21 protein-coding genes are annotated in these 17,669 nt (G+C 37.8%); 17 read left to right on the top strand and 4 right to left on the bottom strand.

Features of this window, described 5'->3' with window-relative positions:
* Window positions 1–13: 13 nt before the first annotated feature.
* Window positions 14–250, bottom strand: coding sequence for a YhdB family protein (locus CFK37_RS01125; RefSeq protein ID WP_089060186.1), 237 nt, complete (start codon window positions 248–250; stop codon window positions 14–16).
* Between the two features lie 171 nt (window positions 251–421).
* Between CFK37_RS01125 and CFK37_RS01120 the strand changes: the two genes are divergently transcribed.
* The 13 genes from CFK37_RS01120 (at window position 422) to CFK37_RS01060 (ending at window position 10,548) form a co-directional block, all read left to right on the top strand.
* Window positions 422–1,081 carry a YhcN/YlaJ family sporulation lipoprotein gene (locus CFK37_RS01120; RefSeq protein WP_089060185.1) on the top strand — a complete coding sequence of 220 codons (660 nt, stop codon included), beginning with the start codon at window positions 422–424 and terminating at the stop codon, window positions 1,079–1,081.
* A 206-nt stretch (window positions 1,082–1,287) separates the two neighbouring features.
* Entirely contained in the window at window positions 1,288–1,923 is a 636-nt protein-coding gene (locus tag CFK37_RS01115) for a class I SAM-dependent DNA methyltransferase (RefSeq protein WP_089060184.1), read from the top strand.
* A 17-nt stretch (window positions 1,924–1,940) separates the two neighbouring features.
* Window positions 1,941–2,408: an S-ribosylhomocysteine lyase gene (locus CFK37_RS01110; RefSeq protein WP_089060183.1), complete on the top strand. Its 468-nt coding sequence runs from the start codon at window positions 1,941–1,943 to the stop codon at window positions 2,406–2,408.
* Window positions 2,409–2,420: 12 nt separating this feature from the next.
* Window positions 2,421–3,359 (top strand): PLP-dependent cysteine synthase family protein, encoded by a 939-nt coding sequence (locus CFK37_RS01105; protein ID WP_089060182.1) that lies wholly within the window; start codon window positions 2,421–2,423, stop codon window positions 3,357–3,359.
* A gap of 1 nt (window position 3,360) precedes the next feature.
* On the top strand, window positions 3,361–4,497 hold the full coding sequence (locus CFK37_RS01100; protein WP_089060181.1) for a bifunctional cystathionine gamma-lyase/homocysteine desulfhydrase: 1,137 nt from the start codon (window positions 3,361–3,363) through the stop codon (window positions 4,495–4,497).
* 145 nt (window positions 4,498–4,642) lie between these two features.
* Window positions 4,643–6,007: a dipeptidase gene (locus CFK37_RS01095; protein WP_089060180.1), complete on the top strand. Its 1,365-nt coding sequence runs from the start codon at window positions 4,643–4,645 to the stop codon at window positions 6,005–6,007.
* A gap of 94 nt (window positions 6,008–6,101) precedes the next feature.
* The gene (locus CFK37_RS01090; RefSeq protein WP_089060179.1) at window positions 6,102–6,860 is read left to right on the top strand and encodes a (S)-benzoin forming benzil reductase; all 759 of its coding nucleotides are present in this window, start codon (window positions 6,102–6,104) and stop codon (window positions 6,858–6,860) included.
* Window positions 6,861–6,950: 90 nt separating this feature from the next.
* A complete protein-coding gene (locus CFK37_RS01085; protein WP_089060178.1) occupies window positions 6,951–7,073 on the top strand; it encodes a YjcZ family sporulation protein in 123 nt (40 codons plus the stop codon).
* 170 nt (window positions 7,074–7,243) lie between these two features.
* Window positions 7,244–8,002 (top strand): type I methionyl aminopeptidase, encoded by a 759-nt coding sequence (gene map, locus CFK37_RS01080; protein ID WP_089060177.1) that lies wholly within the window; start codon window positions 7,244–7,246, stop codon window positions 8,000–8,002.
* Window positions 8,003–8,031: 29 nt separating this feature from the next.
* The gene (locus tag CFK37_RS01075; protein WP_089060176.1) at window positions 8,032–8,799 is read left to right on the top strand and encodes a cobalamin-binding protein; all 768 of its coding nucleotides are present in this window, start codon (window positions 8,032–8,034) and stop codon (window positions 8,797–8,799) included.
* 130 nt (window positions 8,800–8,929) lie between these two features.
* The gene (locus tag CFK37_RS01070; protein ID WP_089060175.1) at window positions 8,930–9,658 is read left to right on the top strand and encodes an AzlC family ABC transporter permease; all 729 of its coding nucleotides are present in this window, start codon (window positions 8,930–8,932) and stop codon (window positions 9,656–9,658) included.
* On the top strand, window positions 9,658–9,951 hold the full coding sequence (locus tag CFK37_RS01065; RefSeq protein ID WP_089063499.1) for an AzlD domain-containing protein: 294 nt from the start codon (window positions 9,658–9,660) through the stop codon (window positions 9,949–9,951). Before CFK37_RS01070 ends, CFK37_RS01065 begins: the two co-directional genes overlap by 1 nt.
* Before the next feature lie 48 nt (window positions 9,952–9,999).
* A complete protein-coding gene (locus tag CFK37_RS01060) occupies window positions 10,000–10,548 on the top strand; it encodes a GNAT family N-acetyltransferase (RefSeq protein WP_245837284.1) in 549 nt (182 codons plus the stop codon).
* A 30-nt stretch (window positions 10,549–10,578) separates the two neighbouring features.
* Here the strand turns inward: CFK37_RS01060 and CFK37_RS01055 are convergent, their stop codons facing one another.
* Window positions 10,579–11,451 (bottom strand): cation diffusion facilitator family transporter, encoded by an 873-nt coding sequence (locus CFK37_RS01055; protein ID WP_089060173.1) that lies wholly within the window; start codon window positions 11,449–11,451, stop codon window positions 10,579–10,581.
* A gap of 235 nt (window positions 11,452–11,686) precedes the next feature.
* Between CFK37_RS01055 and CFK37_RS01050 the strand changes: the two genes are divergently transcribed.
* Both CFK37_RS01050 and CFK37_RS01045 read left to right on the top strand, forming a co-directional pair.
* A complete protein-coding gene (locus tag CFK37_RS01050; protein ID WP_089060172.1) occupies window positions 11,687–11,920 on the top strand; it encodes an IDEAL domain-containing protein in 234 nt (77 codons plus the stop codon).
* Between the two features lie 122 nt (window positions 11,921–12,042).
* Window positions 12,043–13,341, top strand: a complete 1,299-nt coding sequence (locus CFK37_RS01045; protein WP_089060171.1) for an MFS transporter — start codon at window positions 12,043–12,045, stop codon at window positions 13,339–13,341.
* A gap of 100 nt (window positions 13,342–13,441) precedes the next feature.
* Here the strand turns inward: CFK37_RS01045 and CFK37_RS01040 are convergent, their stop codons facing one another.
* Window positions 13,442–14,356, bottom strand: coding sequence for a zinc dependent phospholipase C family protein (locus tag CFK37_RS01040; protein WP_089060170.1), 915 nt, complete (start codon window positions 14,354–14,356; stop codon window positions 13,442–13,444).
* A gap of 282 nt (window positions 14,357–14,638) precedes the next feature.
* Here CFK37_RS01040 and fumC point away from each other — a divergent pair, with 282 nt between their 5' ends.
* Window positions 14,639–16,024 carry a class II fumarate hydratase gene (gene fumC / locus CFK37_RS01035; RefSeq protein ID WP_089060169.1) on the top strand — a complete coding sequence of 462 codons (1,386 nt, stop codon included), beginning with the start codon at window positions 14,639–14,641 and terminating at the stop codon, window positions 16,022–16,024.
* Between the two features lie 158 nt (window positions 16,025–16,182).
* Window positions 16,183–16,383 (top strand): alpha/beta-type small acid-soluble spore protein, encoded by a 201-nt coding sequence (locus CFK37_RS01030; protein WP_089060168.1) that lies wholly within the window; start codon window positions 16,183–16,185, stop codon window positions 16,381–16,383.
* A 118-nt stretch (window positions 16,384–16,501) separates the two neighbouring features.
* Here the strand turns inward: CFK37_RS01030 and CFK37_RS01025 are convergent, their stop codons facing one another.
* Window positions 16,502–17,599, bottom strand: a complete 1,098-nt coding sequence (locus tag CFK37_RS01025; RefSeq protein WP_089060167.1) for an ABC transporter ATP-binding protein — start codon at window positions 17,597–17,599, stop codon at window positions 16,502–16,504.
* Between the last annotated feature and the right edge of the window lie 70 nt (window positions 17,600–17,669).

The following is a 17,669-nucleotide window of genomic DNA, read 5'->3' as shown; positions in this document are numbered from 1 at the left end:
GGCAGCTTAATCATTATACCTCCATAACAACTGTTGGTGTATATTTCATAGCATGATCAATGTAATAAAGTAATTGGTCATGGTTTTTTATTACATTATCCTGATCAGATGAATAATAAAAAGAGTGTAAAAAGTGTTGAATCCGCTTTGATAGCATGTCATCGTTTGTTCGAACCATCAACACAAGTAAATCATCCCATTGTCCCCATAACGTGTAGTAAAGAGCTTTGTCGTAGTCCGGTATATCCACTGATTTCCCCTCCTTAAAATTTAAAGGATTACTTGTAGTTTACCCCTATAATAAATATATTTCCTAAGACATATTTGGTGTATTTTCCAAAAAAAGGAGAAGCAGACAACAGAATAATTTGTGTTTGATGTTACATACTAATCACAAATATGTAAGGAGGGAAAAAAACCAATGAAAATAAAGACAATTGGGGTAGCACTTATGGCTACTGCAGCACTTGTCGGCTGTAACAACCAGGATGACAACAATGGTGCACAACCAGATGATAACAATGTTGAACAAACAAGATTTAATGCTGGTGATGGATCTGACATGAACGGTCAAGATAATCGACAGGATTTTGATATGAATAATGACGATAATGGAGACCGTGACAATAACCAGAACAATGATGAGTATGATTTGTCCGAAAAAGCTGCCGATAAAATTACCAATCAGGTAAAGGGCATTGATCATGCATATGTTGTAACAACTGATAATAATGCATACGTAGCTGCAGGCCTTGATACAAACGGAGATAATAATAATGGTAATGATGCCAACGGAACTAACGGTACAAATGGCACCAATGGTACAAACGGCATGGCAGACAATAACAACAATGACAGTAACAATGATGATCAACTTACCGATGAAACAAAGAAACAAATATCCGATATTGTAAAGTCTGTAGACAAGGACATTGACAATGTTTACGTTTCAACAAACCCAGACTTTGTTGACCTTGTAAATAATTATGCCGACCAAGCCGATAACGGTGAACCAATCGAAGGCATATTCGATCAGCTTGGAAATATGATTGAACGTGTATTCCCACAAGATAAAAAATAAATAACTTTGACTAGGAAGAGTGCAGAATGTTGCTGCACTCTCTTTTTTTATGTGTAGGTGTTTTTCGCAAGGCTAGTTCATCACCAAGTTTTCTAATAATAGATTAACTTTGAAAGATAATCCATCATATGCTATTCTTAAACAAGTAATCCATACTATTCATAGTGAATTACTATGTTTTAATACATTAAGTGGAGTTGAAATAGATGGGAAGAGAATTTATCGGTTTGTTCGAGGAGTGGGCGGAATCTTATGACGATAGTGTTTTAGGAAAAGATCCGCAATATGCCGCCGTGTTTCTTCATTATGATAAAATATTAGATGAGGTGGCAAAATATTCGACCGGAAATGTGCTCGAGTTTGGGATAGGTACAGGCAATTTAACGAAGAAACTAGTGGGAAAAGGGCACCAGGTTGCGGGTGTGGAACCCTCAGAAGCAATGCGTAAAATTGCAGTAAGCAAAATACCGGAATTACCTGTCTATGAAGGTGATTTTTTAACATTTCCAAATATGGATAATTCGATTGATACTATTGTTAGTACCTATGCATTTCATCATTTAACGGATGAAGAAAAAGATGAAGCAATAGCTAAATTCTTCAAGGTACTCACAAAGAGAGGCAAAGTGGTCTTCGCGGATACGATGTTTGAATCATCTATTGCAAAGGAAAATATAATTGAAGAAGCAAATAAAAAAGGGTTTGCAGATTTAATTGAGGATTTAAACCGCGAATACTATTCTTCAATTGGCACCATGCAGGAACTTTTTGAAAAAAATCAGTTCCATGTTACATTTAAAAAAATGAACGAATTTGTTTGGCTAGTGATAGCTGAAAAATAATAAGAGGAGTGACAATATTGTCTAAAAAAATGAATGTAGAAAGCTTTAATTTAGATCATACAAAGGTAGCTGCACCATATGTTCGTCTAGTTGGTGTTACGACTGGTTCAAACGGTGACAATGTGTATAAATACGATATCCGTTTCAAACAACCCAATAAGGAGCATATGGATATGCCTGGCTTACATTCTATTGAACATTTAATGGCAGAAAATATACGAAATCATATGGATAATGTACTGGATATAGGTCCAATGGGCTGTCAAACTGGCTTCTATTTGGCGATATTAAATAATGACAACTATGATGAAGTGCTTGATACACTTGAAAAAACGTTACACGATGTATTAGAGGCAACAGAAGTACCTGCATGTAATGAGGTGCAATGTGGATGGGCTGCAAATCATAGTTTAGAAGGTGCAAAAGCGATTGCTAGAGACATGCTTGATAAACGCAATGAATGGCATCAAGTTTTTGCACAATAAGAGGCGATTATTGTGACTATTTATCATTCCGTTACTGAATTAATTGGTCATACACCACTGTTGCAATTAACAAATTTCCCCCTTCCTGAGGGGGTTCGTTTGTATGCGAAGCTGGAGTATTATAATCCTGGTGGCAGTATTAAAGACCGGTTGGGAAAAATGCTTGTCGAGGAAGCGCTGAAAAACGGTGAATTAAAGGATGGCGGAACTATTATTGAGCCTACTGCAGGGAATACAGGTATTGGCCTGGCTTTGGCTGTATTAAATAAGAATATCAATATTATATTTTGTATTCCAGAACACTTCAGTGAAGAGAAACAAATGATTATGAAGGCGTTAGGTGCTGAGATTGTCCATACACCTATAGAAAAAGGGATGATGGGGGCAATAGAAAAAACGAATGAATTGCTTACAAGCATTCCAAATAGTTTTTCACCGCAGCAATTTCAAAATCCAGCAAATCCAAAAACTTATTACGAATCGCTGGCACCGGAAATCATGGAGGATCTGGAAGGGAACCTGGATGTATTTGTTGCGGGAGCAGGATCTGGTGGAACATTTATGGGATTAGCAAACTATTTCAAGAAACATAAACCTTCGATAAAAACAGTAATTGTTGAGCCGGAGGGTTCCATTATTGCAGGAGGCAAACCTGGCTCACATGAGACAGAGGGGATTGGCATGGAGTTTTTGCCAGAATATATGAATCGCAATTATATGGATGCTATTCACACAGTTTCGGATCAGGATGCGTTCCGTCTGGTTTCAGAGCTTGCGGACAAAGAAGGCTTGTTAGTCGGCAGTTCCTCGGGGGCAGCTATGTTTGCTGCGTTAGAGGAAGCGAAAGTGGCGCAATCAGGATCAACGATTGTAACCATCTTTCCCGATGCAAGTGATCGATATTTAAGTAAGGGTATTTATTCAAAAAGTTTTAGTTATGGAGGAGAATAATATGCGAGCAAAGACAAAAGTGATACATGGCGGAATAACTGGCGACGAGCAAACTGGCGCTGTTTCCGTACCGATTTACCAAACGAGTACGTATAAACAGGATCAGGTCGGAAAACATCGCGGATACGAGTATTCCAGAACTGGTAATCCAACCAGACATGCACTTGAAACCGTGATAAGTGATTTGGAAAATGGCAAATCCGGATTTGCTTTTGGATCAGGAATGGCTGCCATTACATCGATTATGATGCTGTTCAATGCCGAGGATCATGTTATCATGACTGACGATGTGTATGGTGGAACATACCGGTTGATGACAAGTGTATTAAACCGCTTCAACTTGAATCATACGTATGTGGATACTAGTTATAAAGAGAAAGTTGAAGCTGCAATTACCAACAAAACAAAAGCGATTTATGTAGAAACACCAACTAACCCTCTTTTGAAAATTACCGATATTAAAGAAATGGCGGAAATTGCCAAGAAGCATGATCTAAAGCTTATTGTTGATAACACATTCGCAACACCATATTGGCAGCAGCCAATTGATCTTGGCGCAGATATTGTTCTTCATAGTGCTACAAAATACATTGGCGGGCATAGTGACGTTGTAGCAGGATTAGTTGTTGTAAATTCGGATCAACTAGCAGAAGATCTTCATTTCATCCAAAATTCAGCTGGTGGAGTATTAGGGCCACAGGATTCCTGGTTACTAATGCGCGGAATAAAAACATTGGCATTGCGCATGGAAGCAATCGAGGCAAATACAAAGAAAATCATCTCCTTCTTGCAGGATCATGAGCAGGTCTCAACGATTTATTACCCCGGAATCGAAAGTCATAAAGGACATAATGTTGCATCAAGTCAAGCATCAGGCTATGGTGGCATGGTTTCGTTTGATGTAGGAAGCGGAAAACTGGCCCAAAAAGTCTTAGAGAAGGTAAACTACTTTACCTTGGCAGAAAGTCTTGGTGCGGTAGAAAGCCTGATTTCCTTACCAGCACAAATGACACATGCATCCATTCCACGTGAACGTCGTTTAGAACTCGGAATTACAGACGGACTAATCAGGATATCCGTCGGAATAGAAGACAGTGAGGATTTAATCGAGGACCTAAAACAGGCATTAGAAGGATAAAACAAAGATCCAAGTTCATCTTGGGTCTTTTACTATGGGGAAGACATTTATAGGGGGACAGTCCCCCACCGCATTAGCGCGTTAGCGTGGCGGGGGACTGTCCCCCTATGCTAAAATAAAAAGAAAACAGATGGAGGTATAAATCATGAGTGAGCAAGCAATAGCTTATCTAACCAGCCATCGTGCTGAACTACTAGTGAAACTAAACCAATTTTTATCTATCCCAAGCGTTAGTACGGACAGTGTACATAAGAAAGATATTCTGGAAGCAGCAGATTTTATTGTGAATTACTTAAAGGATCTTCAGTTTGAAAATGTGGAACAAATGGATACAGGTGGACATCCTTTGGTCTACGCAGAATATAACGGGGCAGGTCCAGATGCGCCAACTGTGTTGTTTTATGGGCATTATGATGTCCAACCCGTTGATCCTATTGACCAGTGGGACAGTGAGCCATTTAAACCTGAAGTTCGAAATGGCCGTTTATATGCACGCGGCTCGAGTGATGATAAAGGCCAGGTTTTTATGCATTTGGCAGTGTTTGAGGCTTATCTGAAAACAGAGGGCAGATTGCCCGTCAATGTAAAGGTTTGCATCGAAGGGGAAGAAGAAATTGGCAGCGAGAATCTTTATCGCATTCTCCATGAACAGAGTGAAAAATTTGCTGCAGACTTTGCAGTAATTTCTGATTCAGGTATGATTGCTAAGAATCAGCCAACGATTTTGTATGGTTTAAAAGGATTTACCGGGATAGAAATTAATGTTACCGGACCTGACCATGATGTACATTCGGGCATGTATGGTGGTGCTATACGTAACCCAATAATGGCATTGAATCATATACTGGCATCTATGAAAAATATAGATGAAGTTGTTACGGTGGACGGCTTCTACGATGATGTAGAACCTCTATCAGACGAAGAACGGAAGCTGATTGATCAGGTACAGGGTGAAGATTACCAAGAAGCAACTGGGGTAAAGGAAACAGCTTCCGAAAAAGGTTATACAGCAAAAGAGCATACAATGGCACGTCCAACATTTGAAATCAACGGTATGTATGGCGGTTATCAAGGTCAAGGAACGAAAACAATCATTCCGTCATCGGCAACTGCTAAAATAACTTGTCGCCTTGTTCCGGGACAAGATCCAGAAAAAGTTCAGCAATTGTTGGAGGACCATGTGAAAAGTGTTGCGCCAGCTGGTGTAACGGTCGAAGTCGTAAAAGAGAAACTGTCAGCCAAAGCATATAAGGTGGAGCCAAATCACCCACTGATTGAGAAAGCCGCAAAAAGCTATACAAAAGCGTTTGGCAAAGAAACTGTTTATGTACGGATGGGCGGGTCTATTCCTGTTGTTGAATGGTTTGAAGCAATTTATAACATTCCAATTGTACTTTTAGGTTTTGGTACACCGGACGACCGATTACATTCACCAAATGAAAGCTTTCCACTGGACAGCTTTGATAAGGGAATGGAAACGCTTGTACATTATTGGAGCGAAATTAATTAAAATGAAATTCCGTGTTTTAAAGCACGGAATTTTCGTTTTTAGTTTCTGAAATAAGGGTAATAATAGGTAATGACAAACAGGATGGGGGATTATCATGAGATACGCAATCATAACAGGGATTTCAAGGGGACTTGGTGAGTCGATAGCTAAATATTTTCTGGAATCCGGAATTAACGTAATAGGTATTTCAAGAAGTGGTTCAACCACGTTAGATAAATTTGCTAAATCAAACAATGTGGGCTTCACACATTTTCCATGTGATTTGGGTAATGTTGCGGAGATAGAAAGTACATTTGAACAGATAAGTAAAGAGGTTTTTATAGAAGATGCAACAAGTGTATATCTAGTGAATAATGCTGCAGTATTAGATCCAATTAACCCTTCAATGGATATCAAAAGCGCAGAGCTTGCCTATCATATGCAGGTCAATACCATTGCACCAATGGTTTTGACAAATTTATTTTTAAAAGCTGCTACAGAAAATGATATAACTATGGTTGGCGTTATCGTAACATCTGGTGCGGCGCAGCGTCCAGTGTATGGATGGAGCGCATATTGCAGTTCGAAAGCAAGTATAAACAGATATACGGAAATAGCTGCACTTGAGCAAGCTGAATTAAAAACAGGCAACAAAATAATTGCGTTTAATCCAGGTATTATGGATACAAATATGCAGGAAACCATCAGATCTTCCTCTAAAGATTCATTCAAAGATGTAGAAACCTTTAAAGATTACAAAAAAAATAATGCATTACAGGACACCGATACAGTTGGAGGTATATTAGTTGATATACTTACTGACGAGGGCAGCATTGAAAATGGAAAAATTTATAATGCAAGTGATTATTTCTAGGCATAATTGCCAAATTTCGTGAGAAACGCCCTTCCCATTTTAAAACCTCAGCATAGGTTATCATATGCTTAAAATAAGGAGGGAATTTCAATGGGTTATGAAGAAGGTGGCGGCGGCTACGGCACTAGTTTCGCTTTGATCGTCGTATTGTTTATTTTGTTAATAATTATTGGTACTGCTTATACAGGTGGCGGCAACGGCTACGGATATTAAGTATCTTAAAAACATGCAGGGAAGACATCCTCTGCATGTTTTTCTAGTTTAAGGCTGGTGTATGCGCTTTTGCATCGAAAATATGATAAACTAATTGGTGCGTTAAAATTAAATTATTGAAAAAGTGTTTCATATAATAGATAAACATACCTAGTGAAAGGAAGAATTTGATGATTACACGAAAAAGTACACGAGAAGTTGAAATGATGCAAGAGGCAGGTAAATTATTAGTCCAAACACATAAGGAAATTGCCAAAATGATTAAACCGGGGATTACAACCATGGAAATTGACACCTTCGTTGAAAAGTATTTAGCAAAGCATGGAGCTACCCCTGAACAAAAGGGCTTTAGTGGATATCCATATGCCATTTGTGCATCTGTGAATGACGAGATCTGTCATGGCTTTCCAAGGGAAGAAAAGCTTGTGGACGGAGATATTGTAACAATTGATATGGTTGTTAATTTAAATGGTGGATTAGCTGACTCTGCATGGACATACACAGTAGGTAATGTTGATCAGGTAGGAAGAAAGCTGATGGATGTAGCTAAAAAGTCACTTTATAAAGGCATTGAAAAAGCCCAGGCAGGCAGCCGTATTGGTGATATTGGACATGCGATTCAATCCTATGCGGAGGGAGAAGGATTTTCAGTGGTCCGTGATTTCACCGGACATGGAATTGGCCCGACCATTCATGAAGAACCACATATCCCGCATTTTGGTTTACCAAATAAAGGCACTCGTTTAAAAGAAGGAATGGTTATTACAATTGAACCGATGATCAATGAAGGTTCATGGGAAAGTAAAATGGATTCAAATAATTGGACTGCACGCACGATTGATGGTGGACGGTCTGCACAATACGAGCATACCATTGTGATTACAAAGGATGGCCCATTATTAATAACAGACCAAGGTGAAGATAGGTAAACTGATCCAATCTTTTCAGGAGGTGCACCATGCGTATTGTGTCTATTTGTCCAAGTAATACTGAAATTGTAGCATACTTAGGAAAAACAGAGCTGCTGGTCGGTGTAGATAACTTTTCTGATTGGCCAAAAGAGGTAAACCATTTACCCAGGGTTGGACCCGATTTATCTATCGATATGGAAAAAGTCGCCAGTTTACAGCCAGACCTTGTTTTGGCGTCATTAAGTGTTCCAGGTATGGAAAAGAATATTAAAGAGCTTGATGATCATGGATTACCATATATTATTTTAAATCCAAATTCCCTGGATGAAATCGAATCAGATATCAGAAAGGTCGGAGAAGTGCTGCAATGCCCAGAATTAGGTGTACAACGAGCACAGGTATTTCATGAGGAAATAGATAACTTTCGGCAAAAGGCAAAAAACAGAAAGCATACACCTACCCTATACTGGGAATGGTGGCCAAAACCCGTATTTACGCCCGGGGGGGTTAATTGGCTTACCGAGATAAGCAGATTAGCAGGGGCTGAAAATAGTTTTAGCGATAAAGAAGTGGCAAGTTTTCAAACGGACTGGGAAGCAGTGAAAGAGCGAAATCCTGATCACATATGTATGGTATGGGTTGGTGTAAAAGAAGAAAAAATGCGTCCGGAACTTGTTATCAAGAGACCTGGCTGGGAACAGTTGAAAGCAATTAAATCAGGTAATATTCATGTGTTGGAAGAATCATTATATTGCAGGCCTTCACCACGGCTACTAGAAGGGTTACGCAAACTTGAAAAAATAATAACTGAGTAGGTGCAGTCCTGATGAATGGGCTGCTTTTTTTCTGCTCAAAACAATTTTCTTTTTTAAATTGGAAAAATAGTATATACTTGTCTAAATTTTCATTAATAAATCCATATTTAACTTATGGGGGGATAGAGAGATGGAGACAAATTCAATCAGTAAAGGTGGAGCATCTCCTTCCATTCTAATGATTCAAAAAGGGATCGCAGTTGGCTTTCCAATCATGCTTGGCTATTTGCCAATTGCAATTACATATGGAGTTCTCGCTAAGCAAGCGGGGATGACGCTGACAGAGCTGACGTCAATGAGTATTTTTGTATTTGCTGGAGCAAGCCAGTTTATGGCAGTCAATATGGTAGCTGCTGGTGCAGGTGTTGCAGAGATTATAATTGCTACTTTTGTATTGAACTTTCGCCATTTTGTTATGAGTTTATCGTTTATGAATCGTCTGCGCGGTATTGGACTAAAATGGAAAGTTCCTTTATCATTAGGTTTGACTGATGAGACTTTTGCAATGTCTTCGCTGCATCCAGAAGAAGCGAAAAAGAATAAAGGTGCACTATTTTATACTGCATTGATCCTAACTGCTTATTTTTCATGGATTATGGGTTCTTTTTTGGGAGGAGTATTGGGGGAGATTATTCCCGCGAAATTAAGTCAAAGTATGGGAATTGCTCTTTACGCCATGTTTGTAGGTTTATTAATTCCTTCTGTTAAAAAAGAAAAAAGAGTAGGGATAATTGCTATTTTTGCAATGCTAATCAATGCTTTATTTAGCCAGTTTACCAGTGAAGGCTGGGCGATTGTTTGCGGTACCGTCATCGGTGCGGCTAGTGGAATTTTCTTGCTTAAGGGGGATTCAAAATGATGATACTTGCCATCATTATTGGAATGGGACTTGTAACGATGATTCCAAGAATAATCCCGGCATATATTGTGGATCTGATCCATTTTCCTGATTGGTTAAATCGCTGGTTAAACGCAATTCCATACGCTGCACTTGGTGCCTTAATTTTTCCAGGCATTTTATCCGTTCGGCCCGAACATCCACACATTGGAATCATCGGTGGACTTGTCGCAATAATACTAGCATATGTAGGGCTGAATGTTATATTAGTGGTAATTGGTGCGATTGCAGCGGTATTTGTATTAAGTCTGTAGTTTGATAACGGAAAAATTGATGTAAAAAGAGATTGATGCGGGGGAGATATGATGTTCCAAACCAGAAAAGCAGTTTATGGTGATGCTGAAGCGATTGCCAATATTCATATCAATAGCTGGAAAAGTACATATAGAGACTTGATTAATGAGAGAGATATTTCAAATATTACGTTCGAAAATCGTTTGGCGTTATGGGAAACCATCTTAACAATAAATAATAAGGAAGATCAATGTACGTATGTGATTCATAACGAAGAAAAGATTGTTGGATTTGTAAATGGCGGGCCTGAACGGACTAAGCGATTTAATTATGACAGTGAAATATATACCATCTATCTTTTAGATGAATACCAGCGGTTAGGCCTTGGGGCCGAGTTATTACAAACCTTTGCTGAAGACATGAAACTAAAAGGAAATTCATCTATTCTTGTTTGGGTATTAAAACAGAATCCTTCAAGCAAGTTTTATGAAAGATACCAGGCAGAACCAGTGGGTGAGGAAGAAACAACCATTGGAGAAGGAACATATCAGGAAACCGCATATGGGTGGGAAAGTATTGAACAATTACTAGGTTTAATACAGAAAAATAAAAGTTAGAGGCTTTGTGCCTTTAACTTTTTTAAATTATTATTCCCCTGTATATGGTTCAATATGAATGTGTGCATAATAGACGTTATGCTTTTGAGCAAGCAGTTTTTCAATATGAACTGTTATGTCGTGGCTTTCTTTTACGTTAAGATTTGGATCAACAAGAATGACAATATCGATAAAAGATTGGTTTCCATGTATACGCCCTTTTATATCCTTCACCTGTTTTACTTCATCAACCCTGGCAATGCTCTTTTTTATTTTCAGCAAAAGTTTTTCATCAAAACCATCTGTAAGTGTGTGTGTTGAATCCTTAAATATATCCCACGCTGTTTTACAAATAATGAAACCTACAAGTAAACCCGCAACAGGATCAAGCCAATACAGTCCAAATTGGGCACCGATTATTCCAACAAAAGCTCCTAAACTCACTAGGGCGTCTGATTTGTTATCCTGTGCTGCTGCATGCAGTGATGGGCTTTCTATTTTTTTGGCTAATCCTGCATTGTACCGGTGAACACCAAACATTATAATTGCCGCAGCAAGTGCAGTCCAGGCTGTTAACATGTCTGGCTGTTCAATTGTCCCATTCCATAATTTTTGCAACGTATCGTAAATTACCTGTATTCCTACAGATACCATTATAAAGGCAGCAAATAAGGATGCTACCGTCTCAGCCCGATAATGCCCGTAATGATGGTCATTATCCGCAGGTTTTCTGGATATTTTAAGGCCAATTAATACTGCTATCGATGCAATAACGTCTGTTGAATTGTTCAATCCGTCCGCCCTTAATGCTTCCGAATTGCCGAAGTGAGCTATGATGAGTTTACTTACAGATAAGATTAGATAAGCAAAAATACTGATCCAGGCACCTCTCTCACCTTTTTTCAAGTTCTCTGTATGTGTCATGGGATCCTCCATTTAATGTCTAGTGGAGCTGATTAATAACAGCTCTAATAGTCTACCAAAGCATCACATGGTGAGTCCAGAGAAACATTCAAGCATATGGGTATATCTATTGCAAGTAACTAATTAAGTTTCATTAGCTCAAAACCAAAAATTTACTGTAAAAATTAATTAATTTTTGTTGCAATTATTCCAAAAATTTAGGATAATAGAAAAAAGGAACAAGGGGGCATGTTCCATGAAAAAGCAAAAAATTTATTATCGATATTATCGATATGATGGAAAGCCATTAGTAGCCAAACGGGAAATTCTATATGAGTTTAAGCTTACTTCTAGGTTATTACTGGATGAATTATGTTTTCAGTGGAATAAGGAAAAGCTTGAGGATGCCATTAATAGTTCTATTGATAAAGGGGATAAAGAGAACTTTCTAAAGTTAAGTCAAGCATATAAACATTTTATATGGGAATAGTCAATGAAAAGAATGTAATAGCCTTGCCTTTTAGTAGGCAAGGTATTTTTTACTGGATAATAAAAGAAATGAAAATATGCCTAGCTCCAGCGCTAAAGCATTAAGCTAAAAGGGGGTGGCCTATGAAAAAGAAGGCTGTTTATAGTTGGATGCTTTATGACTTTGGGAACTCAGCGTTTTCAACGACAATTATGGCAGCGGTGTTACCGGTGTTTTATTACGATGTTGCCGCAGTTGGCTTAGATAATTCCCTGGCAACAAGTTACTGGGGTTATTCCCAGTCTATTGCTGTACTGATCGTAGCCATTCTTGCTCCATTTCTTGGTGCCGTAAGTGATTATTCAGCCGCAAAGAAAAAGTTTCTCCGATTTTTTGCCTTTATGGGTATGATTGCAAGTATTATGCTAGGATTTGTTGGCGAGGGTGATTATCTATTTGCATCACTTCTGCTTATCATTGGTACGATTGGTTTCTCAAGTGCGAATATATTCTATGATGCGTTTTTGCCTGAGATTGCTGATGAGGATAATATTGATAAAGTTTCCTCAAGTGGATTTGCATTTGGTTACTTTGGCGGAGGGATATTGCTAGCAGTAAATATATTAATGATTTTGAAGTATGACTGGTTTGGAATCCCAAATGCAACAGCAGCAAGTCAATTATCATTTGCTTCCGTAGGTATTTGGTGGTTTATTTTTTCAATACCGCTTCTTAAAAATATCAAAGAAGAAAAGAAACACCCAATCAAACGTGATAAATCATACGTTTTGATTGGTTTAACCAGGGTCACAACAACATTTAAAGATATCAAGCAATATAAGCAATTATTAATTTTCTTGCTCGCATTTTGGATGTATAATGATGGAATTTCTACCATCATTAAAATGGCAACAATTTATGGTCGGGACATTGGAATCGACAAGAATTCATTAATCGCTGCATTATTAATTACTCAATTTGTTGGGGTTCCATTCACCTTTTTATTTGGTTATATAGCCAAGAAAATAACAGCAAAAAAGGCCTTGCTGATTACACTTTATATTTATATCGGAATTGTTATTTTAGGTTATTTCATGTCTACAGCACTTCACTTCTATTTATTGGCTGTTTGTGTTGGATTTGTGCAGGGTGGGGCGCAGTCATTGAGCCGGTCTATATTCGGCCGAATGGTTCCAGAAGATAAACACGGTGAATTCTTTGGTTTTTATGGTATATCGTCAAAGTTTGCTGCCATTTTTGGACCATTCCTATTTGCATTAGTCGGGCAGCTCACAGGATCAAGCAGGCTGGGGATTATTTCATTAGTAGTGTTCTTTATCGTTGGGATTATTTTACTGCGCTTTGTAAATATTGAAAAAGGTATGATGGATGCTAAAAAATACACGGATTATGAAGAAGAAGTCAAAATAAAACCTGAGTAAAAAAACATACTAAGGCAAAAAAGTTTTAGCCGGAGAGAAAATCCGAACTATGATTCCAAATTCTTTAATTAGAATTTGAATTAGTTCGGATATTTTTATTTTATACAATAGGATCACTATATTTATTTATAAGCCCAAGTTCCAATGGCTTTCCTGTGTCATAAGAAATATTTCCGATTAATTGAGTTAAAGATAATTTCTTTTCTTTTGTGGGATTGTCCCAGTAGCTTAATACTTCTCCCATAATTTCAATTCCTTCAGCACGGCCCGTTTCATAAAGTTCCAAAAAGCTTTTAGATGAAACTTCATTGGTAGCGGGGTGGTGCCAGGTTGTTTCATCTTCATTTAAATAATCAATATTGGTCTTTATCGGCTGATGGGAAAAGGAAGAAATAAGCGATTTAAATACAACATTTTTCCAGCCATAAGGGTCAGATAACAATCGTAAGGCTAGCTTCATGTCACGATAGGACTTTTGAATGTAGGTGTCAGATTCTTTTACTACTTCAGGAAAATGTTTTTCAATCCTCGTATGCAGCAAAGTGATAATATCTTTGTCTAATGAATACCCAACATCTATCTCTTTATATACGTGTGCTCTCCATGTTTTCATATTATGAAACTTTTCCATTATGACCGTATCAATTATTACTTCAAGCTCCTGATGTTTATTACCTTCATAGCCTGCTCTGTAATGGATATATGGATGTGCATTTCGATCCAAAATATGATGTGTTACAAATCCGAATACATATGCCTTAACATGTGATTCCATTTTTGCTGCAGCCTGGATTAAATCAATCAAAAATGCACCACATTTCTTTGTATGCAATGCCATACCAATATTACTTACTGATTCATCCTTATTCCATGGCCAAAATTTATAATAAAAAAATGGATCAGGCCCTTGTGCGCCTAACTTCATATATGTTTCATGCTGAAAGAAAGGTGTAGGATTATTGATTGTATCCACAACATCTTCGCAAAAAAACATATGGGTCCATATATTCGGCATAATGAAATCCTCCCCACATCCTGCAACGCAAGCATTAATCATAATTCCAAAAGTTTTCATTATTTTATTCTTAGCAGCGAAACTTTGGGAAATATGCTATTTACTTATTATAAAAGAAGTTGCGAACAACATGAAGGGAAAATGATTGTGAAATTGGCTTAACGCAGGATGTGTACTATTTCTGTAACATTTTTTGCTAAGTATGTTGTTTTCTAATTTTAGATGAAATTTGTTACAATAGAAGATGGATTAAAAGTAACCATTTACATAGGAGGCAACAAAATGGACTATCGTATAGAAAAAGACACACTTGGTGAAGTGCAAGTACCTGCAGATAAATTCTGGGGAGCGCAAACTCAGCGCAGTAAATTAAACTTTCCAATTGGTAATGAAAAAATGCCACAGGAATTAATTAAAGCCTTTGCAATTTTAAAGAAAAGCGCTGCTAAGGCGAATACTGATCTTGGATTAATGGAGAAAAAGAAATTTGAGGCTATTGCTTATGCAGCGGATCAAATTATCGAAGACAAAATCACCGATCATTTTCCATTAGTTGTTTGGCAAACAGGCAGTGGAACTCAATCCAATATGAATGTGAACGAAGTAATTGCCTATGTTGGAAATGAATGGTTAACAGAAGAGGGAAGTGATTTGAGATTACATCCGAATGATGATGTAAATAAATCTCAAAGTTCGAATGATACGTTCCCGACCAGCATGCACATCGCATCAGTATTAAAACTTGAAAATGATGTCTTGCCAGCAGTCCGTAAGTTAAAGGATTCATTAAAAGTTAAAATGGATGCATTTGAAGATATTGTTAAAATTGGACGTACACATCTACAGGATGCAACACCATTAACACTTGGGCAAGAGATAAGTGGATGGCACCGCATGCTTGAAAAGTCTGAAACCATGATTAGTGAAAGTCTTCACCATTTGAAAGAATTGGCGATTGGTGGTACAGCAGTTGGAACGGGATTGAACACCCATCCTGACTTTTCGGAAAAAGTTTGTGCAGCAATAAATGATTATACAAATAACAGTTTCATTTCAGCACCGAATAAATTTCATTCCCTTACAAGTCATGATGAAACAGTTTATGCGCATGGTGCGTTAAAGGGACTTGCGGCAGATTTAATGAAGGTTGCAAATGACGTCCGTTGGTTAGCAAGCGGTCCACGCTGCGGGATTGGGGAACTTGTCATACCGGCAAACGAACCCGGTAGTTCAATTATGCCAGGGAAAGTAAACCCTACCCAATGTGAAGCTGTTACAATGGTTGCAGCACAGGTGATGGGAAATGACGCAACGATTGGATTTGCAGCAAGTCAAGGCAACTTTGAACTGAATGTATTCAAACCGGTAATTGCTTACAATTTCCTTCAATCATGTCAACTATTAGCAGATAGCATGCTTTCCTTTGATGAGCGTTGTGTGCAAGGAATTGAACCGAACCATGAACAAATAGAAAAATATCTGAAGGATTCATTAATGCTGGTAACTGCATTGAACCCGCATATTGGATATGAAAATGCAGCTAAAATTGCTAAAACAGCATTTGCTGATAATGCAACTTTAAAAGAAACCGCCGTTAAATTAGGTCTTTTAACAGAAGAAGAATTTGAAGAATATGTGAATCCAAAGGAAATGACACACCCAAAATAAAGAAATGTTTTTAAAATATAAAAGAAATGCCTAAAAAAGCCCATTACTATGCAAAGTAATGGGCTTTTTATTTCCATTATTAGTTACCACAATTTCCAACAATTATCAGTGATAAGTTTCTAACGTTTGCAAACAATATAATTACAGGAGGTGATAACATGGCTAGTAACAATTCAAATCAATTAGTAGTACCTGGCGTACAACAAGCTCTTGATCAAATGAAGTATGAAATTGCTCAAGAATTTGGCGTTAATTTAGGTGCAGACACTGCTTCACGTGCTAACGGTTCTGTTGGTGGTGAAATCACTAAGCGTCTAGTTCAAACTGCTCAGCAACAACTTAGCGGTGGACAACAATAATAAATACCATGGCCTTCCGCTGGGGTAACCCTCCAGCCAAAACCAGATGAGAAAGAGGGATCGTCTTAAATGACGATCCCTTTTATTTCCACTTTGAGAACATCGAAATTTCTAACAATTATTTAATCCGTAATTCGTTTTCCGGATTAAAAAAATGTGCTTTATTCATATCAAACGCAAGATCCAAACGCTCGCCACCATTAATATCTGAACGGGAATCAATTCGAGCAATGAAATCCTGTTCATGAACTTTTGAATAAAGATAAGTTTCCGCACCCATTAATTCTGCTACCTCGATTGTGGCCGTTATTTTAGTCTCTGGTGTAGATTCAATAAATAACGGTTCATCATGAATATCCTCTGGACGAATTCCAAGAATAATTTCCTTATCCACAAAACCTTGTTCACGAAGTGTTTTCATTTTTCCTTCTGGTACTTTTATTTTCACCTCATCCATAACAAAATGACTATCTGTTAAGGTCCCATTTAAGAAGTTCATGGATGGTGAACCAATAAAACCGCCAACAAAGATATTTTCAGGTTTGTCATATACCTCTTTTGGAGCACCTACTTGCTGAATAATCCCATCCTTCATAACAACAAGCCGTGTTGCCATTGTCATGGCTTCCGTTTGGTCATGGGTTACGTAGATAGTGGTTGTTTGCAAACGTTTATGCAGTTTTTGAATTTCCGCCCGCATTTGCACACGTAACTTTGCATCAAGGTTTGATAACGGTTCATCCATAAGGAATACTTTCGCATCACGCACTATGGCACGTCCAAGAGCAACACGCTGACGCTGACCACCTGATAATGCCTTTGGCTTACGATCTAAGTAAGATTCAAGTCCTAATATCTTGGCAGCGTTTTGTACACGTTTTTCAATTTCATCTTTTTTAAATTTACGAAGTTTTAATCCAAATGCCATATTGTCGTATACATTCATATGCGGATATAATGCATAGTTTTGGAATACCATTGCGATATCGCGGTCTTTTGGTGCGACATCATTCATTTTCTTGTCATCAATCAGTAAATCCCCATTCGTTATTTCCTCTAATCCAGCTATCATGCGGAGTGTGGTTGATTTACCACAGCCAGAAGGGCCAACGAATACAATAAATTCTTTGTCCTGAATATGTAAGTTAAAATCATCTACTGCTATTACCTTTTTATCATAGGATTTTTGAATATGATCCAAACGCAATTCTGCCATGTTTTCTACCCCCAACATTTATTGTTATTTTTAGTTTATTAAAAAACTTGTCTTTCTGTATACGTAAAAC

This window comes from Virgibacillus phasianinus (genome assembly GCF_002216775.1).
In the GTDB taxonomy this organism is placed as follows: domain Bacteria; phylum Bacillota; class Bacilli; order Bacillales; family Amphibacillaceae; genus Virgibacillus_F; species Virgibacillus_F phasianinus.
The sequence above is the reverse complement of the archived record's forward strand: the minus strand, read 5'-3'. Positions and strand labels throughout refer to the sequence as shown.